Here is a 26,690-nt window from a genome sequence, read left to right on the forward strand (position 1 = left end):
ACGGTTACCATCTTAACAAATTGAGACTGATTGGCAAAAAGGATTCCTAAAATGAACGAGGAAATAAGCAGCAAAAAGAAAATAACCTTATCAGCTTGAACTATCACTCAATTTCTCATGCATAAAATCAATGATCGCTCTTGTTTTAGCGGGTAAGTAACGACGATTTGAATAAAGTGCAAACAATTGCAATGGCGCTACTGCTTGTTCAAACTTAATTTCGATTAGGCGACCGTCATTAATATAAGGTTGGCAAGCTTGTTTCGATAGAATTGCGAAACCGACACCTGCTACAGCTGCTTGTCCTGCCATCTCTCCGCTGTTTACCCGATAATGTCCTTTAACCTTGATGGTCTCGAATTCTCCCTTTTTATTCACAAACTGCCAAGGAGCACCTTTGAGTGCACTTACTGTTGTAATACAGGGTAATTCTTCAAATTGCTGGATATGAGTCGGGGTGCCGTAACGCTGAATGAGGGATGGGGCTGCAACAATGGTGCAACGGATAGTCACCAGATGACGTGCGATGTAGTCACTATTATCCATCTGACCACGGGTAATAATAATCGCTAAATCCAGATCATCTCGCAGAGATTCGAAACCTGATAAATTTGTGACACAGCTGATCTCAAGGTCTGGGTACTGACAGGCGAAATCGGCAATAACAGAACCCAGCAATGCAGGACCTATTTCATTGGGAATACAGATCCGTAATGGGCCTTTGAGTTGCATTTGCCGCAACGTTAATTCTGTCTCAGTTTGTTCAAGTGCCTCTAGTAATGGTTTTGCTCGGGTGTAGAGTAATTGCCCCGCCTGAGTGAGTTTCATATGTCGGGTGCTACGCTCAATGAGCTGAAGATCCAATTTTTCTTCTAACTGAGAAATACAGCGACTCACGTTTGATGTCGGCATTTCAAGGATTTTCGATGCTCCAACAAAACTTTCTCTTTCAACCACAGCAATGAACACTTTCAGGGCATTAAAATCCAGAGCTGGACGCATCAATTATCCTATATTTGATAATAATAAGTGCCATTTCTACCATGTAATAAACACTATTGATAGTAGTTAAACTTGGATATCTTTCATCCATAGGTTGCTTGCTATGCCATCGATTACGCAGACATTTAATCATAAAGCTCTCATGCGGATAGCCATTGTTATTGCTATTGTCCAGTTCACGAATGCGCTGGAATATATGTTGTTCAATCCTGTTTTTGTTTTTATGGCAACAGATTTCGCAGTACCAGTATCATTCTCAGGCTATGTGTCCGGCATGTACACACTAGGTGCCGTCCTTTCGGGAATTATTGCTTTTTACTGGATTGATCATTTCAATAAAAAGCGGTTTTTAATTATCAATATAGCGTTGTTGGGTCTACTAACACTTTTGACTACCTGCATATCCAGTTTTAGTCTTCTACTTGCACTTCGTTTTTGTGCAGGGTTGGTTGGTGGTACGACAATGGGTGTGGGTATAAGTATATTAATAAACAACGCACCACCTAACTTACGGGGAAGAATGCTAGCCACGGTGATCGCGTCATTTTCAATCGTAAGCATTGTCGGAATGCCTACGATCTTATTTTTGTGTACACATTATGGCTGGCATGTGGCTTTGTGGCTCATAAGTGCATTGTGTGTGTTGGCACTGCCATTGATTGTATCCATCATTCCCCAAGACCCAGTCTCTTTAAATACGTTCCCTAAGCTGCCTCTTGATAGGGACACTTTACTGTTCGCTTCCAGTAATGCGTTTGTTCAGTTTAGTCCTATGCTGGTTATTCCTATTCTGGCACCATTAATGATACAGCAGCTAGGCGCTTCGCAAGACCTACTACCTTGGTTATTTTTTAGCGGGGGCATAATGGGCTATTTATCTACAAAAATTACAGGGATATTGACCTCCCGTTTTTCGGCTTTGATGTTGGCTACAGGTTCGACCATTGTCTTTATATTGAGTTTGCTAATACCTATTCTAGGCTATCAACATGCAACGTTATTTATTAGTTTATTTCTCGGTGCATCTTATAGTCGTTTGGTGTCATCTTCGGTGGTTTCGATTCAGTTTCCTGATGATAGGCAAAGAGCTGGATTTTCTTCTTTACAGACCTCAATCATGTATCTGTTTACAACCATTGCATTTTTCCTATCTGCTTTTTTATTACCTGATCATGGCATGACACCACAAAATCTAAACAAGTTACTGATGATATGTGCAATTTCTGCAGCAGGGTTCCCAATTCTCGTTATTATTCTGCAAAAGAAACTGGCTAAACGTTTTTGTCCAACATAACTCTAAAGTTGCTATTTTTTCGATCCATTAAAAGAACAACGACTAATGTAAGATAAAAAAACTGATGGATAAATTAAATATCCATCAGTTTGAGTTCTATTTATAAATCACGAGCAACTAAAGTTAAAATGTCGTAAGTTGCGACAAGTTCACCGCGTTGGTTTTTAACTTTAATATCCCACACCACAACACCATGCGCAGGCTGAGACGGATCTTTTTGTGGTTTAGGTGTTTTTTGTTTACAGGTGAGTTCAACCTGAATCGAGTCACCGATTTTAACTGGTTCAACAAAGCGTAAGTTGTCCATACCGTAATTGGCAATCACAGGGCCTTGTGCTGCATCTACAAATAGACCTGCTGCGGCAGACACAATGAAATAGCCATGTGCAACACGCTCACCAAAGAAAGATTCGGCAGCTGCAATTTTGTCGGTATGCGCATAGAAATAGTCACCGCTTAAACCAGCAAAGTTAACAATATCTGCTTCGCTTACGGTGCGACGCGCTGTTAATAAACGTTCACCAATCACTAATTCATCAAAAGACTTTTTAAATGGATGTACGCGGTCTTCGTTAACTTTCGAGCCAGCAGTCCACGAGTGGGTAATTTGTGTCAGGCTATTTGGAGAACCTTGAATAGCAGTGCGCTGCATGTAGTGTTTAACGGCGCGAATACCACCTAACTCTTCACCGCCACCTGCACGTCCAGGTCCGCCGTGTACAAGATGAGGCAGTGGTGAACCATGTCCTGTACTTTCTTTTGCCGACTCTGCCTCGAGTACATGCACACGGCCATGCCAAGGTGCAATTTTTTGAATAATCTGTTCAATATTCTCATCGTTATTTTTAACGACTGAAGCCACTAAGCTACCTTCACCACGTGAAACAAGATCGCTAAGCTCTTCAATGTTTTGATATGGCATAAGGGTACATACAGGACCGAAAGCTTCTGTGGTATGAACATTTGTCGCTTGTAAAGGTTGTTCGCAGAGCAATAAAGTTGGAGCGAAAAAAGCACCTTTTTCAGGATGATCTGCATTAAATGTAAAGCTATCGTTGCCACCAAAAACAATTTTTGCGTCTTTGCTGAGCTCGGCAACTTTTTCTGCAACATCATGTTTTTGTTTAATGCTCGCTAAAGCACCCATGGTGGTTTCTTCTTTTTGCGGGTCACCCACCACAACTTTAGCAAGTTTGGCAGTTAGCTTCTCTTGCACAGAAGCTAACAAATTTTCAGGAACGAATGCACGGCGAATTGCAGTACATTTTTGGCCTGCTTTTGTGGTCATTTCACGGAAGACTTCACGCACAAATAAATCGACAGTTTCTTCATTTGCCTCAGGGCTTAAAATTGCACTGTTTACCGAGTCGGCTTCCATGCTAAATGGAATTGAATATTTATTGAGGTGAGGGTGGTTACGTAGTTTTTGACCTGTGTAGGCAGAACCTGTAAAGGTCACACAGTCTTGTGGGCCTAACTGTTCTAACAGGTCATAAGTCTGACCGCAAATGAGTTGTAGTGAACCTTTTGGTAAGACATGTGCTTCTTCAATGGCTTTTACAACAGCTTGAGTTAATTGGGCGCCGTCAGTTGCTGGTTTAACAATACATGGCACACCTGCAAGTAGCGTCGGTGCAATTTTTTCAAGCATTCCCCAGATTGGGAAGTTAAAAGCATTAATATGAACTGCAACACCAGCTTTAGGACTTAAAATGTGCTTAGCGCCGAAAGTTCCATTTTTAGATAATTGAATCCAGCTGTCTTCAGTAATAATTTTTTCGTCATTGAGTTCACGGCGAACCAGACTTGAATAAGCAAATAATGTCTGGATACCACCTTCAATATCAATCCATGCATCTTTACGAGTTGCACCTGTTGCATAAGCAAGTTTGTAGAACTCTTCCTTGCGCTCAAGTAAATGTTGGGCAATTTGTTTTAAAGCATTTGCACGTTGGTGAAACGTCCAGTTTGCCAGTTCTGAACCATTTTGTTTGGCATATCGAACAACACGTTTCATATCAATGCCATGACTACTTACGGCATAAATCGGTTCACCTGTAATGGCATGGTAAACAGGACGTAGTTCTTCACTCGTTGAATGCCATGTTCCATAGACATAAGAAGCAAGGTGAGGTAGTTGATGCTCAGACTGCTGAAAATCTGTGTCAGTTGTGGTTCCTTCTAGGTGTGCTTGTTCAAGCATGACCAAACTCCTTTTTATGTGATACATCAATTATAAAAATTGCAAAAATATGATTCATAATTTCAGATTAATTTGTCTAAAAGTCAACTTTATTTTGATTTTTAAAAGTAAAAAAGTTTTTTACATTTGATTAATATTTACTTATTTCAATAATTTAATGTGATTTTAGTGGGTGGATTTAATTTGATACTAAAAAATAGGTTGACTTTGTTTTTGGTGTATCGAAAAATAGATTTAAGGGTGATGCCTACAGGGAATGAAAGAATGGAAAACAACTACCAGAAATTTGAACAAAATATTGCCAATGACATTACGATCGAGGCTAAGGATGAAATGCCCGATGCCTATCGCAAAACATTGATTCGTCAAATTGGGCAACATGGCCATTCTGAAATTGTAGGTATGTTGCCTGAAGGGAACTGGATTACTCGTGCGCCAACTTTAAAACGTAAAGCAGTTTTGTTGGCGAAAGTACAAGATGAAGCGGGTCATGGTTTGTATTTGTACAGCGCGGCAGAAACTTTGGGTGCTGACCGTGATGACATGATGGAAAAGTTGATTAATGGGAAAATGAAATACTCATCAATCTTTAACTATCCAACTTTGACTTGGGCAGATGTCGCTGCGATTGGTTGGCTTGTCGATGGGGCAGCCATTGTGAATCAGGTTGCACTTTGCCGTACTTCATATGGGCCATATGCACGTGCAATGGTACGTATTTGTAAAGAAGAAAGTTTCCACCAACGTCAAGGTTTTGAAGCGATGATGGCTTTGGCAAACGGTACATCAGAACAAAAACAAATGGCACAAGATGCGGTAAATCGTTACTGGTGGCCTGCACTCATGATGTTTGGCCCAAGTGATGAGCATTCTCCAAACAGTGCACAAAGTCTGGCGTGGAAAGTCAAACGCTTTGGTAATGATGAGTTACGCCAAAAGTTTGTCGATAACACCGTACCGCAAATTTTGCAGCTTGGCTTGGAAGTACCAGATCCAGATTTAAAGTTTAATGAAGAAACAGGCCACTATGAGTTTGGCGAGATCGACTGGCACGAATTTAATGAAGTGATTGCTGGACGTGGACCATGTAATCACGAGCGTATCGAAGCACGCCGTAAAGCATGGGAAAACGGCAAATGGGTTCGTGATGCAGCAGTGGTCTATGCAAAAAAGCAGCAGCTTGAAGCGAACAAAGTGGCTTAACAAGATTTATGGAAAAATTTGAGGAAATGAAAATGGAAGATAAAAACAACTGGTCGCTCTACGAAGTATTTGTACGTAGTAAACAAGGCTTAAGCCACCGTCATGTAGGCAGCTTAAGAGCACCCGATGATGAGATTGCACTGCAACATGCTCGTGATGTTTACACGCGCCGTAACGAAGGAATTAGCATTTGGGTGGTTCGTTCAGAACTGATTAAATCTTCACAGCCAGATGAAAAAGCTGAATTTTTCGATCCTTCTCTAGACAAGGTTTATCGTCATCCGACTTTTTACCATATCCCAGATGGCATTGAGCACATGTAAGGGAGAATGGAAATGAATAATACAGTTTTATCTAAATTCTTATTACATATTGGCGACAGTCAACTGGTTTTATCTCAGCGTTTGGCTGAATGGTGCGGGCATGCACCTGAGCTTGAAGTTGATATTGCTTTAGCAAATATCGGTTTGGACTTGTTGGGTCAGGCAAGAAACTTTCTGACTTTGGCTGGTCAATATGATGAAGCTAAGCGTGATGAAGATCAGCTTGCGTATTTCCGTACAGAACGTGAGTTTTTAAACCTATTGTTGTGTGAACAACCCAATGGTGATTTTGCTCAAACGATTGTGCGCCAGTGGTTGATGGACCATTACCACCTTCATTTATTTACGGCTTTAGCGCAAAGCTCACTTCCTGAATTAAGCGCCCTTGCTGTGAAATCTTTAAAAGAAGTGAAGTACCACATTCGCTTTTCGACAAGCTGGATGGAACGTTTAAGTTTAAGCACAGATGAAGCACATCAACGTGTGCAAGACGGTTTAAATAATTTATGGCGCTTTACTGCTGAGTTATTTGAACTCAATGCAGACGAGCAAGCACTAGTTGCAGAAGGCGTGATTCCAGATTTTTCAAATGAAAAAGAACAATGGAACCAAACCATTGCAGATGAGCTTAAGCGCTTTGAATTAAACGTTGCTGTGAACGGTGCTTATCGCCGCGGTGCAAAACAAGGATTGCATACTGAGCATTTAGGTTATTTGTTGGCTGAAATGCAATGTATTCAAAGAACTTATCCGGGCATGACCTGGTAAGACAAGGAGGTGAGCCATGCAAATGATTCGTCATTGCATCGACCAATGTTGGGATGTTCTACAAACGGTAAGTGACCCTGAAATTCCGGTTTTATCTGTTGTGGATTTAGGCATGATTCGCGGTGTAGAAATTAACGATCAACAAGAAATTATTGTTCGTTTAACTCCGACATATAGCGGTTGTCCAGCAACAGATATGTTGAAAGCACAAATTGCTGAAGCCTTTACCGCAGAAGCTTTGACACCAGTCAAAGTAATGGTCGATTTGTCAGAAGCATGGACCACAGACTGGATGTCTGAAGCGGGTAAAAAGAAACTGCAAGTTTATGGCATTGCACCACCTGAAGGGTTGGCGCATCAATGTGGTACTCACGTTCACTTAAAAGATGGTGTTGAGTGCCCACGTTGTAAAAGCCGACATACCCGACTGTTAACAGAGTTTAGTTCTACTGCCTGTAAAGCACTTTATAAATGTCAGGACTGTCTTGAGCCTTTTGATTACTTCAAATGTATTTAAGTCTTTAGATAAGGAAATCAGCCATGAGCCAATTTGTACCATTAAAAGTAAAAAGTATTACACCGCAAACCGATCAGGCAATTTGTATTGCATTTGACGTTGTACCTGAACAACAAGAACAATTTCAATTTCAACCGGGTCAACACTTAACCATTCGCCATTTAACTGAAGCTGGTGAAATCCGCCGTTGTTATTCAATTTGTAGCTATGCGGCAAAAGAAGACATCAGTATTGCGGTTAAAAAAATTGATCAAGGTCAATTTTCAAACTGGGCAAATGACCATTTAAAAGTGGGTGATGTGCTTGAAGTGATGCCACCACAAGGTGTGTTTTTTCAAAAAGCAGCCAAGATCGGCGGACAAAACTATTTAGGTGTTGCTGCGGGCAGTGGTATTACCCCAATTTTATCGATTGTTAAGCAAGTTTTATTTGAACAACCTGAAGCGAAATTTACCTTGCTCTATGGCAATCGCTCATGGAAACAAACCATGTTTGCCGAGCAAATTATGGATTTGAAAGATCAGTTTAAAGAACGTTTTCAGCTCATCAATATTTTTTCTCGTGAGTTCAACGATAGTGAGCTGATGAATGGTCGTATTGATGAAGAAAAGCTAAAACAACTTTTTGATTTTGATGTGCTTGAAACGAGTTTTGACCATGTATTTGCCTGTGGTCCAGATGAAATGATGAATGCCGTAGAGAGCACTTTGCCAAACTATGGTATTGCAAAAGAAAAAATCCACACCGAACGTTTCCATACAGGGCAGGCTCGTAAACGTAGCGCTGAAGCGGATGCGAACCGTAAGGAAGAAAAAGTAAACATCATTTTAGATGGTCGTGAGCTGATTGTTTCTGTGGCTCAAGATGATGAAAGTATTCTTGATGCGGCTTTACGTGCGGGGGCTGACTTGCCGTATGCCTGTAAAGGTGGGGTGTGTGCGACTTGTCGTTGTAAAGTTGTTTCTGGTGAAGTCGATATGTTCCTTAACTATAGCCTTGAAAAAGATGAAGTTGAAAAGGGCTATGTGCTGAGCTGTCAAACCTTACCAAAAGGCCCAAATGTTCGTTTGAGTTTTGATGAGTAGAGGCTGTCATGCAAGAGTTGATCAAAGCCAATACAGCTGCTGACGGTGTTTTATTATTAACCCTAAACCGTCCAGAAAAAAGAAATGCTTTAAACAATGCAACATTGCAGTATTTATGCGAGTTGCTCGAAGAAGCTGAACATAATGCTCAAGTCAAAGCAGTGGTTTTAACTGGTAATGCTCAATGTTTTGCGGCTGGAGCAGATCTTAGCGAGCTGGCTGCAATGGACGCTGTGACTTTGCAACTCGATATTCGTCCGAAGCTTTGGCAAAAAATTGATGCGTTTAGTAAGCCACTGATTAGTGCAGTCAATGGCTATGCCTTAGGCGCTGGGTTTGAGCTGGTTTTACATTCGGATATGGTGATTTGCGGTGAAAATGCCCGTTTTGCTTTACCTGAAATTACTTTGGGTATGTTGCCGGGTGCAGGCGGAACACAGCGTTTAGCGCGCTTGGTTGGACAACAACTCACCATGCGCTGGGCCATGACAGGTGAAATGATTTCGGCAAAACAAGCCGAGCAACATGGTATTTGCAGTCAAGTGGTTCCGACCGAATTAACCGTTGAATATGCGGTTCAACTTGCAGCCAAAATTGCCAAACAAGCGCCTTTAGCGATTCGCGTGATTAAACAATCAATTAAAAGTATTCATGAAACGACTTTAAGTCAGGGACTCAAGTTTGAACGTCAAAACTTTGTCTGGCTGGCGGCCACAAAAGATCGAAACGAAGGGATTAATGCTTTCTTTGAGAAAAGAAAGCCAGTGTTTAGAGGTGAGTGATGGACTATCAAAATATTATTGCTGAAGAAAAAAATGGTGTTGGCTATCTGACATTTAACCGCCCAAAAGCACTGAATAGCTTTAACGTTGATATGCACCGTGAAGTGGCTGAGGTGTTAAACCTGTGGACTAAAAATCCGGATGTTCGCTGTGTGGTGATTAGTGGTGAAGGCCGCGGCTTTTGTGCAGGGCAAGACTTAGGTGACCGTGTAGTTGACCCAAATGCTGAAGCTCCAGATTTAGGATATTCCATTGAAACTTACTATAACCCGCTGATTAAAACGATTGTAAATATGCCAAAGCCTGTGATTTGCGCCGTAAATGGTGTGGCAGCAGGTGCGGGGGCAAATATTGCGCTGGCGTGTGATTTGGTGATTGCAGCGAAATCGGCAAACTTTGTACAAGCATTTTGCCGCTTAGGTTTGGTTCCAGACTCTGCGGGTACATGGTTTTTACCACGTGCCGTAGGCCATGCACGTGCGATGGGATTGGCTTTGTTAGGTGACAAACTCCCAGCAGAAACTGCAAAAGAATGGGGCATGATTTGGGATGTGGTTGAAGATGCTGAACTTAAAACAAAAGTCACTGAACTGGCAGAACGTTTAGCGAAACAGCCTACTTTTGGTTTATCTCTCATTAAAAAGGCGATTCATCAATCAAGCAACAACACCTTTGATGAGCAAGTGCTGTTAGAGCGTGATTTGCAACGCATTGCGGGTCGTTCAGAAGATTATCGTGAAGGTGTACAAGCCTTTATGAATAAACGCGAACCAAATTTTAAAGGGCGCTAAGCATGACAGATTTAGACTTATCTTGTGCCCGAATTGCCGTCATTGGTTCTGGCACTATGGGTATCGGCATTGCTCAATTAGCCATCGTTAATGGGCACTCAACCATTCTATATGATCTAGATGCTCAAAAAGCGCAACAAGCCGCCCACGGCTTGGAGCAGATGTTTAAAAAGTTGGTTGAAAAGAGCAAGCTCACAGAGCAGCAAGCTGATGAAGCCTTAGCGCGTTTAACGGTGGTGAATCAAGTTGAAGCGCTACGTGATGCAGACTTAGTGATTGAAGCAGTCGTCGAGAAAAAAGAAGTTAAGCAGTCTTTATTTAAACAGCTCGCTGAAATTTGTAGTGCGCAAACCATTTTTGCAAGTAACACATCTTCAATTTCAGTGACTGCAATTGCGGCGGGTATTACTCATCCTGAGCGCGTAGTGGGTTTACACTTTTTTAACCCTGCGCCAGTCATGAAACTGGTTGAAATTGTACAAGGCTTAAAAACTCCAAACAGCTTATGTTTGGCTTTAAAAAACTTGATGTTGAATTGGAAAAAAATTCCCGTACTCACCAAGTCGACTCCAGGTTTTATTGTTAACCGAATTGCACGTCCGTTTTATGCTGAAGGCTTTAGAGCACTGCAAGAACAAGTTACTAGCTATGACCAGCTAGACTATGCTTTAAAGCAATGTGGCGGTTTTACGATGGGGCCATGTGAACTTACTGACCTCATTGGACAAGATGTTAACTTTTCAGTGACCCAAAGCGTTTACCAAGAGTTCTTTTATGAGCCGCGCTACCGTCCAAGCCTAATTCAAAAAGAATTAGTCGATGCGGGCGCTTGGGGACGTAAGTCAAAACAAGGCTTTTATAACTATAACGAAAAAAATCAGTACGAGACATTCCAGCCTCAAGCTGTGACTGTCAAACCAGTTGATGCCCATATTCAGCTCAAAGGGACATGGTCTCAGATACCTGCTTTTTTAACGCGTTTAGGTTTAAAAAGCGGATCTGCAAGTGATGACAACATCCTTCAAATTGATGATATCGACTTACGTTTAAGCCAAGGTGAGTCAGCCAATATTCATTACCTAAGCCGTAAAGTGGTTTTAATGGATTGGCACCATGATTTTGAGCAAGCGAAAGCTTTAGTACTGAGTCATAACGAGCTTTGTGAAGCAAGTGACCTCGCTAAAGTTGAGGCTTACTTTGCACAGTTTGGTATTAGCGTGATGTGGATTAAAGACCATCCGGCACTATTAACCTTACGCACTATCGCTTTACTCATTAATGAAGCCTGCGAAGCAAGTTTACATGGTGTTGCGAGTCTGGAAGATATTGATAATGCCATGAAATATGGAGTGAATTATCCTAAGGGTCCTTACCAGTGGTTGACACAAATGGGCGGCGCTTATGTGCTCCAAACCTTAAATAACTTATATGCACTGTATGGAGAGGAAAAATATCGCGCGAGTATCTACCTCAAGCAATATGTAGCGAAAACTCAAAACATTGCTACTCAATATTCACGTGATATGACCGAATTTGCATAATCAGGAGTCAACATGGAAGACGTTTTAATTTGCGATTTTATTCGTACCCCAATTGGACGATATGCAGGTGCCTTAAGTGCTGTACGTGCAGATGATTTAGCAGCATTGCCCATCAAATATTTAAAAGATAAACATCCGAACCTACCTTGGAATACGGTAGACGAAGTGTTTTTAGGATGTGCTAACCAAGCAGGTGAAGACAACCGTAACGTTGCACGTATGGCAACACTCTTGGCAGGCTTGCCTGATACAGTTCCGGCGATGACAGTTAATCGTTTATGTGCCTCAGGTTTAGATGCAGTAGGGCTTGCGGCACGCTCAATTAAAGCAGGTGAGGCGCAGTTTGTGTTGGCAGGTGGTGTTGAGTCAATGAGCCGTGCACCATTTGTACAAGCTAAACCAACCGAAGCGTTTAGCCGTACACCTGAAATTTATGACACCACTATTGGCTGGCGCTTTGTAAATAAGCAACTTAAAGCGCAATACGGCACTGACAGCATGCCGGAAACTGCCGAAAATGTAGCTGAAAAATATCAAATTAGTCGTGAAGACCAAGATGCTTTTGCATTGCGTAGCCAACAAAAAACGGCTGCGGCACAACAAAACGGTTTCTTTAACGATGAGATTTTGCCAGTCGAGATTATAGACCGTAAGAAAAACGTGAACGTTGTTAATCGCGATGAACATCCGCGTGAAACGACACTTGAAGCACTCGCAAAACTAAAAGCACCGTTTAAAAAAGAAGGTGGCTCGGTGACTGCCGGAAATGCCTCTGGTGTAAATGACGGTGCTGCGTGTGTGTTAATTACCAACCGTGAATTTGCAGATGCACATGGTTTAAAACCTTTAGCACGCGTAATTGGTATTGCAAGTGCAGGAGTTGAACCCAAGTATATGGGTATAGGTCCTGTTCCTGCTGTGCAGAAAATTTTAAAGCAAACAGGTTTAACGCTAGATCAGATGGATGTGATTGAGCTAAATGAAGCATTCGCAGCCCAATCTTTAGCTTGTATGCGTGAACTTGGTCTAAAAGATGACGATGAACGCGTGAACCCAAATGGTGGTGCGATTGCGCTAGGACATCCGCTCGGTATGAGTGGTACTCGCTTAGTCATTACCGCAACACGTGAGCTAAAAAAACGAGGTGGACGCTATGCACTGTGCACGATGTGTGTGGGTGTTGGACAAGGTGTCGCACTGATTTTGGAAAATTTAAATTAATTCAGACGGTTTTAAAAATTACATAATGAGGAGATAGGCGATGGACAGCCTTACAACGGATAATGTTGAACAATTAACACTTGCAGAGCTTAGAGAGCTGCAAACTAAACGGTTAAAACAAACCCTGACTTTTGTATATGAAAATAGTCCGGTCTATAAGAAAAAGTTCGATGATGCAGGTGTACATCCTGATGATTTCGTGACTTTAGACGATCTGGCAAAGTTTCCATTTACAACGAAACAGGATTTAAGAGACAACTATCCGTTTGGAATGTTTGCCGTACCGCAAGAGCAAATTGTGCGTTTACATGCATCATCAGGCACAACGGGTAAACCGACAGTAGTGGGTTACACCCAAAAAGATATTAACACTTGGTCGGACATTGTTGCGCGTTGTTTACGTATGGCAGGTTTAACCGCGAAAGATATGGTTCAGGTTGCTTATGGCTATGGACTATTTACAGGTGGTCTAGGTGCACATTATGGTGCCGAGCGCTTAGGTGCAACGGTTATTCCAATGTCTGGCGGCCAAACTGAAAAGCAAGTTCAGCTTATTCAAGACTTTAAACCAACTGCAATTATGGTTACGCCATCGTATTGTGTGAGCATTATTGAAAAGCTCGAACAACAATTTGGTACTGCACGTAATACGTCTTTAAAAGTCGGTATTTTTGGTGCTGAGCCATGGACCAATGAACTGCGCCGTGAAATTGAAGAACGCCTTAATATTAAAGCACTCGATATTTATGGTTTGTCTGAAGTAATGGGGCCGGGCGTTGCGATGCAGTGCTTAGGTGAGGGTGAAGGACTAACTATTTGGGAAGATCATTTCTACCCAGAAATTATTAACCCTGAAACGGGTGAAGTCTGTAAAGATGGCGAACTTGGCGAGCTAGTCTTTACCACCATTACCAAAGAAGGTTTACCGATTATTCGTTACCGTACTCGTGATTTAACCCGTTTACTCGCTGGTGAAAATCTGGCAATGCGTAAAATGGATAAAATTGTAGGCCGTAGCGACGACATGCTGATTATTCGTGGCGTGAACGTTTTCCCGACCCAAATTGAAGAGCAAATTTTGCAAGTTCAGCATTTAGTTCCAAATTATGAAATTTTGGTGACTAAAAAAGGACATATGGATACTTTGCATATTCGTACAGAGATGTGTCATAACTGTAATATACAGGCCAATCAACTTGCTCAGGAGTTGATGAAACGCATTAAAACCATGATTGGGATTAGCGTTACTGTAGAAGTTGTTACAGAAGCGACCTTACCTCGTTCGGAAGGTAAGGCAAAACGGGTAATCGATATGCGTCAGATTGCTTAACATCAAGATTATTCAGGGTATAGAATCTATACCCTGAAACTAAACGCCAAGACATGAGTATGAGTGCAAAAATACAGCAAATAATTGATTCTGTTGTAAAGAATGAAACCTTAAGTGGAACTTCGCTTATTTCGACAATTTTTGGAGATTCAGTACTTCATCGGGGTGGAAACATTAGTCTTGCAAGCCTGATTCAGTTATTAGAGCTGTTTGGTTTTAATGACCGTGCCGTAAGAACCTCTGTTTTTCGTTTAGTTAAAAATGATTGGTTATGTTCAGACAAAATTGGCAGAACCAGTTTTTATCGAATTACCGATTCGAGTCGTTCGACTTATTTGCAGGCCGAACAACGCATTTATAACGACCAGATGAAAGAGTGGGACCATTATTGGGATCTTATTCTGATGTCTAGCCTCGACACTGAAAATAAAGCGTTGTTAAAGAAAGAACTTGAATGGTTAGGATTTGCCAATATTTCGACAAACTTAATGGCTTATCCGGGTTGTAACCGTATTGAACTGCAACGCTTGTTGGTTGACTTAAATATGAGTGAGCAAGTGGTGGTGTTTAAAGCCGAAACATTGCAGCTCTTTAATAATTCAGTCGATACCATTGGTCGTATGCTCAGAACTAACTGGCCCATCGATGAATTGCGCCAAAGATATCTACAGTTTCTCGATATTTTTAGAGAAATTGGCGTGTTGCTGATGCAGGAAAACGAACAACTCGAACCAGTTCAGGCCTTTCAAATTCGAACTTTGCTGATTCATTATTATCGACGAATTTTATTGAAAGACCCTGCATTACCGCTTGAGTTGTTGCCCACTGACTGGCCTGCGATTAGTGCGCGAACTTTATCAATGAATATTTATAAAAAAGTATTTGAACCTGCCGATGAATACTTCTTGTCTGTTGCCGCAACAGCAGAAGGACCAATGCCAAATGCCACAGCACACTATTGGCGCCGTTTCGGAGGTTTAGTTGCGACAAATGAGAGGTTAAATCATGCCTTGTTATAGTATTGACGGTGTTATTCCAGTGGTCAGCCCAGAGGCTTTTGTACATCCAACGGCTGTTTTAATTGGTGATGTGATTATTGAAGCGGGCGTATATGTGGGGCCATTTGCTTCATTGCGTGCCGATTTTGGTCGTATCCATATTAAGCAAAATGCCAACGTACAAGACAATTGCACCGTTCATGGCTTTCCGCAAAGCGTGACTTTAGTTGAGGAAATGGGGCACATTGGGCATGGCACAACTTTACATGGTTGCCGCATTGGAAAAAATGTTTTGGTCGGCATGAACAGCGTAATTTTGGACTATGCCGAAATTGGTGAAAACACCATTATCGGTGCAAATAGCTTAGTCAAAACCAAAGATATTATTCCGGCAAATGTATTGGCAATGGGGAGTCCGGCCAAGGTTGCGCGTGATTTATCAGAACAAGAAAAAAAGTGGAAAACCAGAGGCACGCAAGAATACATTGAACTTGCACAGCGCTGCTTAAACTCCATGCAAGAAGTTCAGCCTTTAAGCTCAGAGTTGGATGACCGCCTGACCTATAAAGACTTTAGTTCTTCAAACTATCAGATTAAACAAGATAGCGTTTAACCGCTATTCATAAGTCGATTTCAATACACATGAGTTCATAAAACTTAAGGAATACTCGCACGAGTAGGGAGACGTTTGTGCAAAAAAATGAAACTACTGCGGTTGATCAATTCGCAGAGCTATTGGGTGTTCAAGTGCTGCATCGCAGTTTTGATGAAGCGCGTTGTCAGCTTAATGTGAAAGACGAACACATGAATGCCTTGGGCGGCGTGCATGGTGGGGTCATATTTTCTTTAGCTGATATTGCCTTTGCGATGGCTTGTAATGCAGGGGATGCGCCATATACTGGCCTACAGGCTGATATTCGCTATATGAGCGGTGCGAAAGATAAGGTGTTATTTGCAACGGCAACCAAGGTCGGCAGTAGTAAAAAATTTGCGCATTATGAGGTGGTGATAACAGACGGTTTGAATAATAGAGTCGCTTTGTTTACATCTACTTGTTACAGACTTGCGCCGTGATAGGCAGCTACGAGGCACTGGATATAAAAAATGTTAAAGGAATGATGGCACATAAAACTTGGGGATGAAAAAATCTATAAAATAAAAAAGCTAATAAGCGGTTTTTTATCTAAATTTAGTATCAGCGTAAAATACATAAACAATAAGAATAATCAGGTAGATAAGATGCAAGTCCCCAAAAGGAACTGTCAAATGTTCTATTCTTTTTATCATACTTTCTAAAGGCAAGTATTTGATTAAAAAACTAATTAAGTATAACTAGAATTTTTATGGTGTACTTAATAATTAAACTACCATTTATTTAATAAAATACTTCTTTTCATGTGATAGTTAATCTAAATGTGGGTGTTAAAATTATAAAAGAAGAATCTTATAAAGTTTCTAAGATATTAAGGAAACGCAAACCTACTCAAGTCTTGATTATAAATAAAAACTATTGCGTAAAACAAAATAAGTATTGGCATTTAATTAGGGTTTTTCCCATTCTTAATCTGTTTTATGTACACGTTCCAGTAGGTAGCTGTCTCGGAAAACACAAGGGATTTGGTGTGTCTAATTTGCCTGAACTTCGTGTTCCGTTCTATACCTTTCGTAACGCAGTAAACATTCAATTTTGCAGTTTAAGGAAATATTGATGTCGAATTCTGCTGTTGTTGATTCAGTTGCTTTTGCCTTAAGGCAGGCTGAACTATCACAAACTGCGATTGTTCCGATTCGTGCTGAACTCGGTGGTGAACAGGCAGGTGTGGATATCGCTTATGCAGTACAGGAAATCAATACTGTACGTGCACTCTCGGAAGGACGCCGTTTAGTAGGTCGTAAAATTGGCCTCACTTCTAAAGTGGTACAAGCCCAACTCGGCGTAGATCAACCTGACTTTGGGATGTTATTTGCTGATATGGCATATGGCGATGGCGAAACTATTCCAGCGGGTAAGTTGATTCAACCAAAAGTTGAAGCTGAAATTGCGCTCGTACTCAAAAAAGATTTAACCCAAGCCCGACATACATATGCAGACATTATTAGTGCAACTGACTATGCCTTACCGGCTATTGAGATAGTCGATAGTCGCATTGAGAACTGGAAAATCTCATTGATTGACACGGTTGCTGACAATGCATCAAGTGCAGCTTTTGTGTTGGGTTCACGTCCAGTACAGCTTAATCAACTTGATTTAGTTAACTGCAAAATGATTATGACTCGTGGTGATGAGGTCGTTTCACAAGGTGTTGGTAAAGCTTGTTTAGCTAATCCATTGAATGCAGCAGTTTGGTTAGCTGATGAAATGGTACGACGCGGACGTCCATTACAAGCAGGAGATATTGTCCTGACTGGGGCATTGGGTCCAATGGTGGTGGCTCATCCTGGGGATGAGTTTAAAGTTGAAATTGAAGGCTTCAATTCAGTTGTTGCATGCTTTGCTGCTGAATAAAGGATAAGGAAATGAAAAAGATAAAATGTGCCTTAATTGGTCCAGGAAATATTGGAACAGATTTGCTGTATAAATTGCAGCGTAGTGAAGTTTTAGAGCCAGTATGGATGGTTGGAATTGATCCTACTTCTGAAGGCTTAGCTCGTGCTGCAACAATGGGTTTAAAAACCACGGCTGAAGGCGTTGATGGTTTATTACCTCACGTACTTGAAGATGATATCAAAATTGCTTTTGATGCAACTTCAGCATATGTACATGCAGAGAACAGCCGTAAGCTTAATGAGCTTGGGGTGTTAATGATTGATTTAACTCCTGCGGCAATTGGTCCATTTTGTGTGCCGCCAGTGAATTTGGAAGCTTTGTTAGATGCTGGTGAAGTACCCAATGTAAATATGGTGACCTGTGGTGGGCAAGCAACTATTCCAATGGTCGCGGCAATTTCACGGGTACAAACGGTTAGCTATGCTGAAATCATTGCAACGGTTTCGACTAAATCGGTTGGCCCAGGTACGCGTAAAAATATTGATGAATTTACCCGTACAACTGCTGGAGCAATTGAAAAAGTTGGTGGTGCCAAACAAGGTAAAGCCATCATTATTATTAACCCGGCTGAACCACCATTAATGATGCGTGACACAGTACATTGTTTAGTTGAAGGAGAGCCTGACCAAGTTGCAATTACAGAATCAGTCAATGCCATGATCAAAGAAGTCCAAAAATATGTTCCGGGCTACAAACTGGTGAATGGACCTGTATTTGATGGCAATCGTGTTTCTATGTTTCTTGAAGTAGAAGGCCTAGGCGATTATTTACCGAAATATGCAGGTAATCTTGACATTATGACTGCGGCAGCTGCACGTACTGCAGAAATGTTTGCAGAACGCGTTTTATCTAATCAAAAAGCTGAAGTTGTTTAAGGAGAAACCGTATGTCTAAGATTATTGTGCATGATATGACGTTACGTGATGGTATGCATCCACAACGTCATCAAACTACAGTTGAGCAAATGATTGCCATTTCAACCGCGTTAGACGAAGCGGGTGTGCCATTAATTGAAGTGACTCATGGTGATGGCTTAGGAGGGAGTTCTGTTAACTACGGTTTCGCTGCTGCAACAGATGAAGAGTATTTATCTGCTGTTGTGCCACGCATGAAAAATGCCAAGGTGTCAGCGTTGTTATTGCCTGGGATTGGAACAGTTGATCATTTGAAAATGGCACATGAGATTGGTGTTTCAACCATTCGTGTTGCAACACACTGTACAGAAGCAGACGTGTCTGAACAGCATATTACTGCCGCACGAAAATTGGGAATGGACACAGTAGGCTTTCTAATGTTGGCACATATGGCATCGCCACAACATTTGCTAGAAGAAGCAAAAAAAATGGTGTCTTACGGCGCTAACTGTATTTATGTCACTGACTCTGCTGGGTACATGTTGCCACAAGATGTTACCGATCGGGTTGGGTTACTTCGTCAAGAACTTGATAGCAGTATTGAGTTAGGTTTCCATGGTCACCATAACTTGGGTATGGGCGTTGCCAATACCGTTGCTGCAGTTGAAGCTGGTGCAATTCGGGTTGATTTGGCTGCTGCTGGTCTAGGAGCTGGAGCAGGTAATACGCCACTTGAGTTATTTATTGCAGTTGCAAATCGTATGCAGATAGATACAGGCGTAGATTTGTTTAAAGTACAGGATATTGCAGAAGATCTCGTGATTCCAATGATGCTAAACCCAATTCGTGCAGATCGTGATGCAGCAACATTAGGGTATGCGGGTGTGTATTCTTCTTTCTTATTGTTTGCAAAACGTGCTGAAGCTAAATATGGTGTTTCTGCGCGTGAAATTTTATTAGAACTTGGTCGCCGTGGTACGGTTGGGGGACAGGAGGATATGATTGAAGATCTTGCCTTAACCATGTCAAAAGCGAAAGTAATGAGCGCATAAGTTTTTACAAGTGAAAAAGAGCACTCCGTGAGAGTGCTTTTTTACATCTAATGATTTGATCTAGATGAAATAACTTGGGTATAAGCGTTATTTTCTATAAATGGATGGACATCATTTTTGATTGGATGAGCTTCTATTTAAATAAAAAAACGATTAGAAAATTAAAAATAGCAAATTTAAATAAAGATATTTTAATAAAAAATAGATATATAACAAATATTTATTCTAGTTTTCAGTAGATGATTAATCGTTTTTAGTGATCTGTTAAAAATCCTCATTACTGGAAAAGTAACATTTTTTTAAAGCATTGAGTTTAAAAAGAAAAATATCTTAATACTCTAGTCGAATTTTTCATAAAAATAGAGTTGAGCATGATAGGGCTTGGTTTCATGGATTGATTGAAAGGAAGTACGCAATGCGTCGTCAAACGTTATGGATCGCAATGGCTTGCGCAATAGCAACAATAGGGGCTACTGGCACATATGCTGGCTTTGTTGAAGATAGTCAGGTTCAGCTGAAATTTAAAAACTTCTATTTAGATCGTCAGTATGATGACACCCCTGCAAAAAACTGGGGGAGTTGGTCGCAAGCTGTGACACTGGATGCAAAATCGGGCTATGCAGAGTTTGGGGCGTTACAACTCGGTGTTGACGTGTTAGCACAGTATGCTGTGCGTCTGGATGGCCGTGACCGTAATGCCGATTGGGTTCTGCCGTACAGTGGGATTTCTGGTACAGGCACAGGAAAACAAGAGCGCCAGTTTGGAAAAATAGGAGCAACTCTTAAAGCGAAAATCAGCCAAACTGAATTAAGAGTTGGTGAAATTTTACCTGTAACACCAGTAATTCATTTTGATCCATCACGTCAATTATTGACTACTTATAATGGGGTGTGGCTAGAGTCAAAAGATCTTAAAAACACCAAATTAACGTTAGGTTATTTGGATAGTATCAATGCCCGTTATGAAAATCAGCCAATGGATTTTGGTCTGTGGCCTAAAGCATTAAATAATGATGGTAAAACTGATGGGATGTATGTTGCAGGCATAGATTATCAATTAAATAAAAACTGGTCTGCAAGTTACTTTTATGGTGATGTAACGAATATCTATCGTCAAAATTACTTGGGTGTGAACTATAAAAACAATTATGACAAGTTAAAAGTCGATTCACACATACGTTTTTTCGACAATGCAGAGTCGGGAGACGCCTTGTATGGTGATATTGATAATCAGGCATTATCTATAGGCTCAACCTTAACTTATGGCTCACACAGCGTAGGTTTATCCTATCAGCAAATGTTTGGTGACCATGGTAGTAACCCGAGTCCAGCAACTGGTGCACCATATTTCCCATCCCTCGCAGGTTGGGTACCTCAGCCTTATTTGGATAACTGGTCAGTTGCGAGCTTTATCCGTAAAGATGAAAAATCGGTGGGTGTGGCTTATAGCTATGATTTTAGTGATCTCGGCATTAAAGGTTTAAAAACCACTGCAAAATATTGGCATGGTTGGGGCATTGATTCAGCTTATGAATCAAGTGCATTAACAGGTAAAGGCAAAGAAGATGAATTCAACTTTATTCTGAATTACGTTGTGCCAGAAGGAAAGTTAAAAGGCTTAGGTTTTCAGTGGATGTATATTGATGTGAACTTCAACAATATTGCAGGCCAAGCAAGCGATTTGCAGGAACATCGTATTGCAACGATATATACCTATAAATTTTAAATATTTATTTAAATAACAAGTGGTTATTAATATTTTTTTTGTATCACCTCATCGTAAACAAGTATCAGTTTAGGCGCTGTGAACAGGTAAGATAGGTGAGTAAAACATTTAAAATTTGGCCTATTAAAAGCAGCTTAATCTTGATTTGAGCTGTATAAATTGTAAGAGGAATGACATGGGCACAGTACAAATCCCCGAATATAAAACAGATCCATTTTTTGGTTTGGAAGATAAATGGATTGAAACAGCGACAGGTGAATTAACTCATTATCATGAGCTTGGAGAAGGTACTCCGATTTTATTTTTACATGGCTCTGGTACAGGTGTTTCAGCAGCAGCAAATTGGTGGTTAAACTTACCACAAATTGCTGAGCAAGGACGTTGTATCGCGATTGATTCAATTGGTTATGGTCAAACTGTTGTTGCGGACGGGACTGCTTACGGTATCCGTGCGTGGGTAGATCATGCGGTTCGGGTACTCGATGCGCTAGGCATTGAAAAAACGTGGATAGTAGGTAATTCTTTAGGTGGTTGGTTAGCATTCCAGTTTGCTTTAGATTATCCAGAGCGTGTACTCGGTATTGTATCAATGGGTACTGGTGGTGCTAAGCAGACAGCAGCGCTTAAAGCACATGCTAATCCTGAATTGACAGAAGCTGGTATCCGTAAAACTTTAGAAATGTTTGTAGTGAATAAGTCTTTAGTTACGGATGAGCTAGTTAAAGTTCGTTTTGAGGCTGCTAAAAATGACTATGCATCGGATCGATTGATGGAAGTAGTTGGAGCACGAGATCGTGACCGCTTTGAATTTCCTCTCAACTTCGAAAAAATGAAAGATATTCAGATTCCAGTATTACTGATTCATGGTGTGCAAGATGTAGTTATTCCTGTATCACGTACTTGGGATATTTTGAATATTGTACCTAATGCTGATGCACATATTTTTAGTCAATGTGGACATTGGTCACAAGTTGAAAAAGCTGATGAGTTTAATCAGCTTATTAAGCAATATTTAGCAGTACATGATGTTAAATAAGATATAAAAAATACAGGAAGAATAATTTATTCTTCCTGTATTTAAATTAAATTTTTTAGTTTTTTGCTGAGCCTCGTCATTTGATCTTAGACTTTTGTATTAAATAAGATAAGTTAGAGCTGGTTAATATTTAAGTAAAAAACTTTACTTAATAAATCCATAAATTCTTTAACTCCTGAAGATTCTGCATCTTTGCGGTAGCTTACAAATAAATCTAAAAATGGTAGATCTACATCAAGTGGTCTAGTGACAATATTGTTTAAAGTTAGCGGTTCTATATAGCTCGGTAAAATTCCGCAACCCAATCCCATTCCTATTGAATTAATATTAAATAAAATATTATGAGCAGTTTGCACAATATTAAATTTAATTTTATGAAGTTCAGCAAAATTAAGAATTGTATTATGTAAAATTGACGACTGTTCTAATGAGGGAATAATAAAATCAATATTGTTTAAAAGCTTCACTGGAATACGCTCGTACTGAGAAAGTGGGTGATCTCTGGGAAGCAAGAGCATTAGAGGTTCACGTAATACAAATTGACTCTGAATTTCATCGTTATTTAAGTTATCTCTCATAAAGGCAATGTCAATTTCACCTTTCTTTAAAGCTTCCATTTGTTCGGTATTATTCATGCTCCGTAATTCAATTTTTAAGTTTGGATTTTGTATGCGTAAACTGGGAAGAACAGACGGAAAAACTTTCATTTCTACTACCGGAACAAAACCAATGGTCAGTTGTTGTTTTTTAAATTTTGAAACTTGACGAGCCATTGCAATTGCTTTGTCCGCCTGAGCTAAAGTCAGTCGAGCTTGTTCAAGAAATACAGTACCTTCTTCCGTAAGTTCTACCTTACGTTTGGTGCGGTGTAATAGTTTTACGCCGACTTCATCTTCGAGGTCTTTAATTTGTTGACTTAGAGAAGGTTGTGCTGTGTAAAGACGTAACGCTGCCTTACTAAAGTTGAGTTCTTCTGCGACCATTACAAAGTAGCGTAAATGACGTAATTCCATATCAGTTGTAATCCAAAAATCTTTTATTAACTTTGGGGCGTTAATAAAATATGCTAAATGATTGAAAACCATAAATCCCTTTATAAAACTACTGATCAGTATCAGTCGAACTTAATTTTAATATTTAAAATCTATAATGAATAATTCATAAAAAGTCTAATTTGAAACAAATAAAATATTTCACTTAAAACAGTTAAAAAATCATTATCCATTCAAATTGAATTTTAAGTTGTGCGCTTTTTGGTGGCAGCAGGAGAGCTTCTCATGAATGGAAAAATTGAAGTGTGTGAAATCGATGCTTTAGTCGATGCACAAAATGGACGTATCTCGCCAACTATCTACACAGATCCACAATTATACGAACTAGAGTTAGAACGTGTTTTTGGACGTTGCTGGCTATTTCTTTGCCACGAAAGTCAAATTCCAAAATCAGGAGACTTTTTCAACACATATATGGGAGAAGATCCCATTATTGTTACTCGCCAAAAAGATGGTTCTATTAAGGCATTATTAAATCAATGCCGTCATCGTTCTATGCGTGTGAGCTATGCTGACTGTGGCAATACACGCGCATTCACGTGTCCATATCACGGTTGGTCTTACGGAATTGATGGTTCTCTTAAAGATATTCCATTAGAAGGTATTGCTTTCCCACATGGCGCTTGTAAAGAAGAATGGGGATTGCAAGAAGTTCCACGTGTTGCTAGCTACAAAGGTTTAATTTTTGGTTGCTGGGCTGAAGATACTCCTGAATTACTTGATTATATGGGTGATATTGCATGGTATCTCGATGCAATGATTGACCGCCGTGAAGGTGGCTCTGAAGTGATTGGTGGCATCCATAAATGGGAGATTAACTGTAACTGGAAATTTGCAGCAGAACAGTTTGCTTCTGACCAATACCATGCGCCTTACTCACATGCCTCAGCAGTACAAGTGTTAGGTGGAAAACCAAATGATGATACTTCTAAAGCATTAGGTAGCGCGCAAACTGCACGACCAGTTTGGGAAACTGCAGAAAGCTGTGTGCAATATGGTCAACGTGGCCATGGCTCAGGCTTCTTTCTGACCGAAAAACCAGATGCTAATTTCTGGGTGGATGGTCAGGTGGCAGATTATTTCCGCGAAACTTATGAAGAAACAAAAGAGCGTTTGGGCGACACTCGTGCTTTACGTTTGGCAGGCCATAACACCATGTTCCCAACTTTGTCTTGGCTAAATGGTATGACGACCATGCGTATTTGGCATCCACGTGGACCAGATAAAACTGAAGTTTGGGCATTCTGTATCACGGACAAAGCAGCGCCACAGCATATCAAAGAAGCGATGGAGTTGAATGCTTGTCGAGCATTTGGTCCGGCTGGTTTTGCTGAAGCCGATGACGGTGAAAACTGGATTGAAATCCAGAAAGTTTTACGGGGATATAAAGCGCGTAAGAGCAAACTCATCATGGAAATGGGCCTTGGTAATGAAAAATACCGTGAAGATGGTATCCCTGGTATTACCAACCATGTTTTCTCTGAAACAGCTGCACGTGGCATGTATCGTCATTGGGCAAACTTGTTGATGCATGAAAAATGGGAAGACGTACAACGGGCAGATGAGGCTTATGAGCAAGAGCTTTTGAAAAAAGCGGCTAAAAAGGATGAGAAGGAGCTTGTGAAATGAATCAGATCATTGACTCATTAAAACCACAGCCAGTATGGCGTTCTATCGGATTAGAACTTCACCACGACATTAGTCAGTTTTTATATGCAGAAGCGCAGTTATTAGATGACTGGAAATTTCGTGATTGGTTAGACATTTTGAGCGAAGATATTTTATATACACTCAAAACGACGACAAATGCGCAAACACGTGATCGTCGTAAATGTATAGCACCACCATCAACATGGATTTATCACGACGATAAATTTGTACTAGAGCGTCGTGTAGCCAAATTAGAAACCGGTATGTCATGGTCAGAAGAACCCCCATCACGTACACGTCACTTGATTACCAATATTCGGGTCGAAGCAACAGAACAGGCGAATGAATATCAGGTTTTTAGTAACTATTTGCTTTATCGCTCACAGAAAGAAAAAGACGTGCTGGTCTATGTGGGTAAACGTGTTGACCTGATTCGAAAAGATGATAGTAGCAGCTTGGGTTGGAAAATTGCTAAACGCGATATCACTCTCGATCAAGCGACTTTGATTTCTCACAATATTACGGTGTTTTTCTAATGAATAAAATTTTCGTTTGTCAGATTGATGAGTTGGATGAAGGCGAAGCGCTGAAAGTAGATTGTAATGTAGGTGATATTGCTGCACTTGCAGTGTTCAATTTCAATGGTGAGTTTTTTGCCATGAATGATAAATGCAGTCATGGTAATGCTTCTATGTCAGAAGGTTACTTGGAAGATGATGGTACGGTTGAATGCCCACTCCATGCATCACGTTTTTGTTTGAAAACGGGTGTACCACAATGTGTACCCGCGACTGATTCGATTCAGACATTTCCTGTCGTGATTGAAGACGGCGCACTCTATGTCGAAATGGTAGGAGCGTAATTATGGGATGGCTAGAGGGTGAAGTTGCGCTGATTACTGGTGGTGGTTCAGGACTAGGACTCGCTTTAGTTGAGCGCTTTTTGCAAGAGGGTGCACATGTTGGTGTGTTGCAACGTTCACAATCAAAAGTAGATGAATTGATTGCACGCTATGGTGACAAAATTGTAGCGGTTACCGGAGACGTAGCTAGTTTTCAGGATAACGTTCGTGCCGTGCAGGCCACAGTGGAGCGCTTTGGAAAGCTAGATTGTTTTATTGGTAACGCTGGTATTTGGGATCATTATGCTGACATCGTCAACATGAGTGGCGAACAGTTAGACAAAGCCTTTGATGAAATTATGAGTATTAACACGAAAGGCTATTTGCTTGGTGCAAAAGCAGCTTTAGATGAGTTACTCAAAACTGAAGGCTCGATGATTTTTACCTTATCTAACTCAGCGTTTTATTCATCTGGTGGTGGTCCAATTTATACCGCATCAAAACATGCTGGTGTGGGTTTGGTGCGTGAACTGGCCTATGAGCTGGCACCCAAAGTACGTGTGAATGCAGTTGCTCCATCTGGCATGAATGTCAATGTGAAAGGCGCAGCATCCCTTGGGCAGGAAAATCTAGGATTACTTGATGCACGCGATCCCCAAAAAATTGGGCAGGGTATGCCATTGAGATTCTTACCCGAACCAGAAGACATGACTGGTTCTTATGTATTGCTCGCATCACGTCAAAATAACCGACCATTATCCGGTGTTTTCATTAATGCTGACTGTGGTTTAGGCATTCGTGGCTTACGCCAAGCGAACGCTGGTTTTTTTGATGCTTAATTTTAATCCGATATTAATGGACTAATAAGGCAGC

At 40.8% G+C, this 26,690-nt stretch carries 26 protein-coding genes; 23 read left to right on the top strand and 3 right to left on the bottom strand.

All coding sequences use genetic code 11. The features are described from left to right. Positions 1–90: 90 nt before the first annotated feature. Positions 91–1,002, bottom strand: a complete 912-nt coding sequence (locus tag ACS125_RS10395; RefSeq protein ID WP_443271919.1) for a LysR family transcriptional regulator — start codon at positions 1,000–1,002, stop codon at positions 91–93. 103 nt (positions 1,003–1,105) lie between these two features. Between ACS125_RS10395 and ACS125_RS10400 the strand changes: the two genes are divergently transcribed. Next, on the top strand, positions 1,106–2,296 hold the full coding sequence (locus ACS125_RS10400) for an MFS transporter (RefSeq protein ID WP_443271921.1): 1,191 nt from the start codon (positions 1,106–1,108) through the stop codon (positions 2,294–2,296). A 100-nt stretch (positions 2,297–2,396) separates the two neighbouring features. On the opposite strand, the gene paaZ is transcribed toward ACS125_RS10400, so the two are convergent. After that, on the bottom strand, positions 2,397–4,499 hold the full coding sequence (gene paaZ, locus ACS125_RS10405) for a phenylacetic acid degradation bifunctional protein PaaZ (protein WP_443271923.1): 2,103 nt from the start codon (positions 4,497–4,499) through the stop codon (positions 2,397–2,399). A 264-nt stretch (positions 4,500–4,763) separates the two neighbouring features. On the opposite strand from paaZ, the gene paaA reads away from it, so the two are divergent. The 18 genes from paaA (at position 4,764) to ACS125_RS10495 (ending at position 22,274) form a co-directional block, all read left to right on the top strand. Continuing rightward, on the top strand, positions 4,764–5,702 hold the full coding sequence (gene paaA / locus ACS125_RS10410; protein WP_443271925.1) for a 1,2-phenylacetyl-CoA epoxidase subunit PaaA: 939 nt from the start codon (positions 4,764–4,766) through the stop codon (positions 5,700–5,702). A 32-nt stretch (positions 5,703–5,734) separates the two neighbouring features. Next, positions 5,735–6,025 (top strand): 1,2-phenylacetyl-CoA epoxidase subunit PaaB, encoded by a 291-nt coding sequence (gene paaB, locus ACS125_RS10415; protein WP_000389648.1) that lies wholly within the window; start codon positions 5,735–5,737, stop codon positions 6,023–6,025. A 12-nt stretch (positions 6,026–6,037) separates the two neighbouring features. Further along, the gene (gene paaC / locus ACS125_RS10420; RefSeq protein WP_111854823.1) at positions 6,038–6,793 is read left to right on the top strand and encodes a 1,2-phenylacetyl-CoA epoxidase subunit PaaC; all 756 of its coding nucleotides are present in this window, start codon (positions 6,038–6,040) and stop codon (positions 6,791–6,793) included. A gap of 16 nt (positions 6,794–6,809) precedes the next feature. Continuing rightward, the gene (paaD, locus tag ACS125_RS10425; RefSeq protein ID WP_078224502.1) at positions 6,810–7,310 is read left to right on the top strand and encodes a 1,2-phenylacetyl-CoA epoxidase subunit PaaD; all 501 of its coding nucleotides are present in this window, start codon (positions 6,810–6,812) and stop codon (positions 7,308–7,310) included. A gap of 23 nt (positions 7,311–7,333) precedes the next feature. Beyond that, entirely contained in the window at positions 7,334–8,395 is a 1,062-nt protein-coding gene (gene paaE / locus ACS125_RS10430; protein WP_416696807.1) for a 1,2-phenylacetyl-CoA epoxidase subunit PaaE, read from the top strand. Positions 8,396–8,403: 8 nt separating this feature from the next. Further along, on the top strand, positions 8,404–9,177 hold the full coding sequence (locus ACS125_RS10435) for an enoyl-CoA hydratase-related protein (RefSeq protein WP_443271930.1): 774 nt from the start codon (positions 8,404–8,406) through the stop codon (positions 9,175–9,177). Beyond that, the gene (gene paaG, locus ACS125_RS10440; protein ID WP_033850325.1) at positions 9,177–9,968 is read left to right on the top strand and encodes a 2-(1,2-epoxy-1,2-dihydrophenyl)acetyl-CoA isomerase PaaG; all 792 of its coding nucleotides are present in this window, start codon (positions 9,177–9,179) and stop codon (positions 9,966–9,968) included. The genes ACS125_RS10435 and paaG overlap by 1 nt, the downstream gene beginning before the upstream one ends. 2 nt (positions 9,969–9,970) lie before the next feature. After that, positions 9,971–11,509: a 3-hydroxyacyl-CoA dehydrogenase gene (locus ACS125_RS10445; RefSeq protein ID WP_443271933.1), complete on the top strand. Its 1,539-nt coding sequence runs from the start codon at positions 9,971–9,973 to the stop codon at positions 11,507–11,509. 12 nt (positions 11,510–11,521) lie between these two features. After that, positions 11,522–12,730, top strand: a complete 1,209-nt coding sequence (pcaF, locus tag ACS125_RS10450) for a 3-oxoadipyl-CoA thiolase (protein ID WP_443271935.1) — start codon at positions 11,522–11,524, stop codon at positions 12,728–12,730. A gap of 40 nt (positions 12,731–12,770) precedes the next feature. Then, complete coding sequence (gene paaK / locus ACS125_RS10455) at positions 12,771–14,060, top strand: phenylacetate--CoA ligase PaaK (protein ID WP_443271937.1); 1,290 nt, start codon at positions 12,771–12,773, stop codon at positions 14,058–14,060. A gap of 53 nt (positions 14,061–14,113) precedes the next feature. Beyond that, positions 14,114–15,079 carry a phenylacetic acid degradation operon negative regulatory protein PaaX gene (paaX, locus tag ACS125_RS10460; RefSeq protein WP_000062822.1) on the top strand — a complete coding sequence of 322 codons (966 nt, stop codon included), beginning with the start codon at positions 14,114–14,116 and terminating at the stop codon, positions 15,077–15,079. After that, entirely contained in the window at positions 15,066–15,671 is a 606-nt protein-coding gene (locus tag ACS125_RS10465; protein ID WP_174753047.1) for a DapH/DapD/GlmU-related protein, read from the top strand. The genes paaX and ACS125_RS10465 overlap by 14 nt, the downstream gene beginning before the upstream one ends. 77 nt (positions 15,672–15,748) lie before the next feature. Next, complete coding sequence (locus ACS125_RS10470) at positions 15,749–16,132, top strand: PaaI family thioesterase (protein ID WP_322005386.1); 384 nt, start codon at positions 15,749–15,751, stop codon at positions 16,130–16,132. 634 nt (positions 16,133–16,766) lie between these two features. Then, positions 16,767–17,564 (top strand): fumarylacetoacetate hydrolase family protein, encoded by a 798-nt coding sequence (locus ACS125_RS10475; protein ID WP_443271941.1) that lies wholly within the window; start codon positions 16,767–16,769, stop codon positions 17,562–17,564. A gap of 11 nt (positions 17,565–17,575) precedes the next feature. Beyond that, entirely contained in the window at positions 17,576–18,481 is a 906-nt protein-coding gene (locus ACS125_RS10480; protein ID WP_005046818.1) for an acetaldehyde dehydrogenase (acetylating), read from the top strand. Between the two features lie 11 nt (positions 18,482–18,492). Further along, positions 18,493–19,512: a 4-hydroxy-2-oxovalerate aldolase gene (gene dmpG / locus ACS125_RS10485; protein WP_443271947.1), complete on the top strand. Its 1,020-nt coding sequence runs from the start codon at positions 18,493–18,495 to the stop codon at positions 19,510–19,512. A 415-nt stretch (positions 19,513–19,927) separates the two neighbouring features. Continuing rightward, entirely contained in the window at positions 19,928–21,238 is a 1,311-nt protein-coding gene (locus tag ACS125_RS10490; RefSeq protein WP_443271949.1) for an OprD family outer membrane porin, read from the top strand. Positions 21,239–21,413: 175 nt separating this feature from the next. Further along, positions 21,414–22,274: an alpha/beta fold hydrolase gene (locus ACS125_RS10495; protein WP_443271951.1), complete on the top strand. Its 861-nt coding sequence runs from the start codon at positions 21,414–21,416 to the stop codon at positions 22,272–22,274. Positions 22,275–22,387: 113 nt separating this feature from the next. Here the strand turns inward: ACS125_RS10495 and hcaR are convergent, their stop codons facing one another. Beyond that, on the bottom strand, positions 22,388–23,287 hold the full coding sequence (hcaR, locus tag ACS125_RS10500; RefSeq protein WP_443271953.1) for a DNA-binding transcriptional regulator HcaR: 900 nt from the start codon (positions 23,285–23,287) through the stop codon (positions 22,388–22,390). A 264-nt stretch (positions 23,288–23,551) separates the two neighbouring features. Between hcaR and hcaE the strand changes: the two genes are divergently transcribed. From hcaE to hcaB, 4 genes are read left to right on the top strand one after another with little or no spacing between them, the layout of a single operon-like run. Next, positions 23,552–24,955: a 3-phenylpropionate/cinnamic acid dioxygenase subunit alpha gene (hcaE, locus tag ACS125_RS10505; protein WP_171429771.1), complete on the top strand. Its 1,404-nt coding sequence runs from the start codon at positions 23,552–23,554 to the stop codon at positions 24,953–24,955. Next, the gene (gene hcaF, locus ACS125_RS10510) at positions 24,952–25,512 is read left to right on the top strand and encodes a 3-phenylpropionate/cinnamic acid dioxygenase subunit beta (RefSeq protein ID WP_107880337.1); all 561 of its coding nucleotides are present in this window, start codon (positions 24,952–24,954) and stop codon (positions 25,510–25,512) included. The genes hcaE and hcaF overlap by 4 nt, the downstream gene beginning before the upstream one ends. Beyond that, the gene (hcaC, locus tag ACS125_RS10515) at positions 25,512–25,838 is read left to right on the top strand and encodes a 3-phenylpropionate/cinnamic acid dioxygenase ferredoxin subunit (RefSeq protein ID WP_001033367.1); all 327 of its coding nucleotides are present in this window, start codon (positions 25,512–25,514) and stop codon (positions 25,836–25,838) included. Before hcaF ends, hcaC begins: the two co-directional genes overlap by 1 nt. A gap of 2 nt (positions 25,839–25,840) precedes the next feature. Continuing rightward, positions 25,841–26,656, top strand: a complete 816-nt coding sequence (hcaB, locus tag ACS125_RS10520) for a 3-phenylpropionate-dihydrodiol/cinnamic acid-dihydrodiol dehydrogenase (RefSeq protein ID WP_107880335.1) — start codon at positions 25,841–25,843, stop codon at positions 26,654–26,656. Positions 26,657–26,690: the final 34 nt, after the last annotated feature.

This window comes from Acinetobacter sp. PFS20, assembly GCF_052261015.1.
Classification (GTDB): Bacteria; Pseudomonadota; Gammaproteobacteria; order Pseudomonadales; family Moraxellaceae; genus Acinetobacter.

What these genes read in the sequence shown, in the direction of transcription:
- ACS125_RS10475 (WP_443271941.1), top strand. Translation starts at nt 16,767, where the DNA reads ATGTCGAATTCTGCTGTTGTTGATTCAGTTGCTTTTGCCTTAAGGCAG.
- ACS125_RS10495 (WP_443271951.1), top strand. Translation starts at nt 21,414, where the DNA reads ATGGGCACAGTACAAATCCCCGAATATAAAACAGATCCATTTTTTGGT.
- paaG (WP_033850325.1), top strand. Translation starts at nt 9,177, where the DNA reads ATGGACTATCAAAATATTATTGCTGAAGAAAAAAATGGTGTTGGCTAT.
- hcaE (WP_171429771.1), top strand. Translation starts at nt 23,552, where the DNA reads ATGAATGGAAAAATTGAAGTGTGTGAAATCGATGCTTTAGTCGATGCA.
- paaK (WP_443271937.1), top strand. Translation starts at nt 12,771, where the DNA reads ATGGACAGCCTTACAACGGATAATGTTGAACAATTAACACTTGCAGAG.
- ACS125_RS10395 (WP_443271919.1), bottom strand. Translation starts at nt 1,002, where the DNA reads ATGCGTCCAGCTCTGGATTTTAATGCCCTGAAAGTGTTCATTGCTGTG.
- paaX (WP_000062822.1), top strand. Translation starts at nt 14,114, where the DNA reads ATGAGTATGAGTGCAAAAATACAGCAAATAATTGATTCTGTTGTAAAG.
- paaA (WP_443271925.1), top strand. Translation starts at nt 4,764, where the DNA reads ATGGAAAACAACTACCAGAAATTTGAACAAAATATTGCCAATGACATT.
- paaE (WP_416696807.1), top strand. Translation starts at nt 7,334, where the DNA reads ATGAGCCAATTTGTACCATTAAAAGTAAAAAGTATTACACCGCAAACC.
- hcaC (WP_001033367.1), top strand. Translation starts at nt 25,512, where the DNA reads ATGAATAAAATTTTCGTTTGTCAGATTGATGAGTTGGATGAAGGCGAA.
- ACS125_RS10480 (WP_005046818.1), top strand. Translation starts at nt 17,576, where the DNA reads ATGAAAAAGATAAAATGTGCCTTAATTGGTCCAGGAAATATTGGAACA.
- hcaB (WP_107880335.1), top strand. Translation starts at nt 25,841, where the DNA reads ATGGGATGGCTAGAGGGTGAAGTTGCGCTGATTACTGGTGGTGGTTCA.
- paaZ (WP_443271923.1), bottom strand. Translation starts at nt 4,499, where the DNA reads ATGCTTGAACAAGCACACCTAGAAGGAACCACAACTGACACAGATTTT.
- ACS125_RS10435 (WP_443271930.1), top strand. Translation starts at nt 8,404, where the DNA reads ATGCAAGAGTTGATCAAAGCCAATACAGCTGCTGACGGTGTTTTATTA.
- ACS125_RS10400 (WP_443271921.1), top strand. Translation starts at nt 1,106, where the DNA reads ATGCCATCGATTACGCAGACATTTAATCATAAAGCTCTCATGCGGATA.
- ACS125_RS10465 (WP_174753047.1), top strand. Translation starts at nt 15,066, where the DNA reads ATGCCTTGTTATAGTATTGACGGTGTTATTCCAGTGGTCAGCCCAGAG.
- ACS125_RS10490 (WP_443271949.1), top strand. Translation starts at nt 19,928, where the DNA reads ATGCGTCGTCAAACGTTATGGATCGCAATGGCTTGCGCAATAGCAACA.
- dmpG (WP_443271947.1), top strand. Translation starts at nt 18,493, where the DNA reads ATGTCTAAGATTATTGTGCATGATATGACGTTACGTGATGGTATGCAT.
- hcaR (WP_443271953.1), bottom strand. Translation starts at nt 23,287, where the DNA reads ATGGAATTACGTCATTTACGCTACTTTGTAATGGTCGCAGAAGAACTC.
- hcaF (WP_107880337.1), top strand. Translation starts at nt 24,952, where the DNA reads ATGAATCAGATCATTGACTCATTAAAACCACAGCCAGTATGGCGTTCT.
- paaD (WP_078224502.1), top strand. Translation starts at nt 6,810, where the DNA reads ATGCAAATGATTCGTCATTGCATCGACCAATGTTGGGATGTTCTACAA.
- pcaF (WP_443271935.1), top strand. Translation starts at nt 11,522, where the DNA reads ATGGAAGACGTTTTAATTTGCGATTTTATTCGTACCCCAATTGGACGA.
- paaC (WP_111854823.1), top strand. Translation starts at nt 6,038, where the DNA reads ATGAATAATACAGTTTTATCTAAATTCTTATTACATATTGGCGACAGT.
- paaB (WP_000389648.1), top strand. Translation starts at nt 5,735, where the DNA reads ATGGAAGATAAAAACAACTGGTCGCTCTACGAAGTATTTGTACGTAGT.
- ACS125_RS10445 (WP_443271933.1), top strand. Translation starts at nt 9,971, where the DNA reads ATGACAGATTTAGACTTATCTTGTGCCCGAATTGCCGTCATTGGTTCT.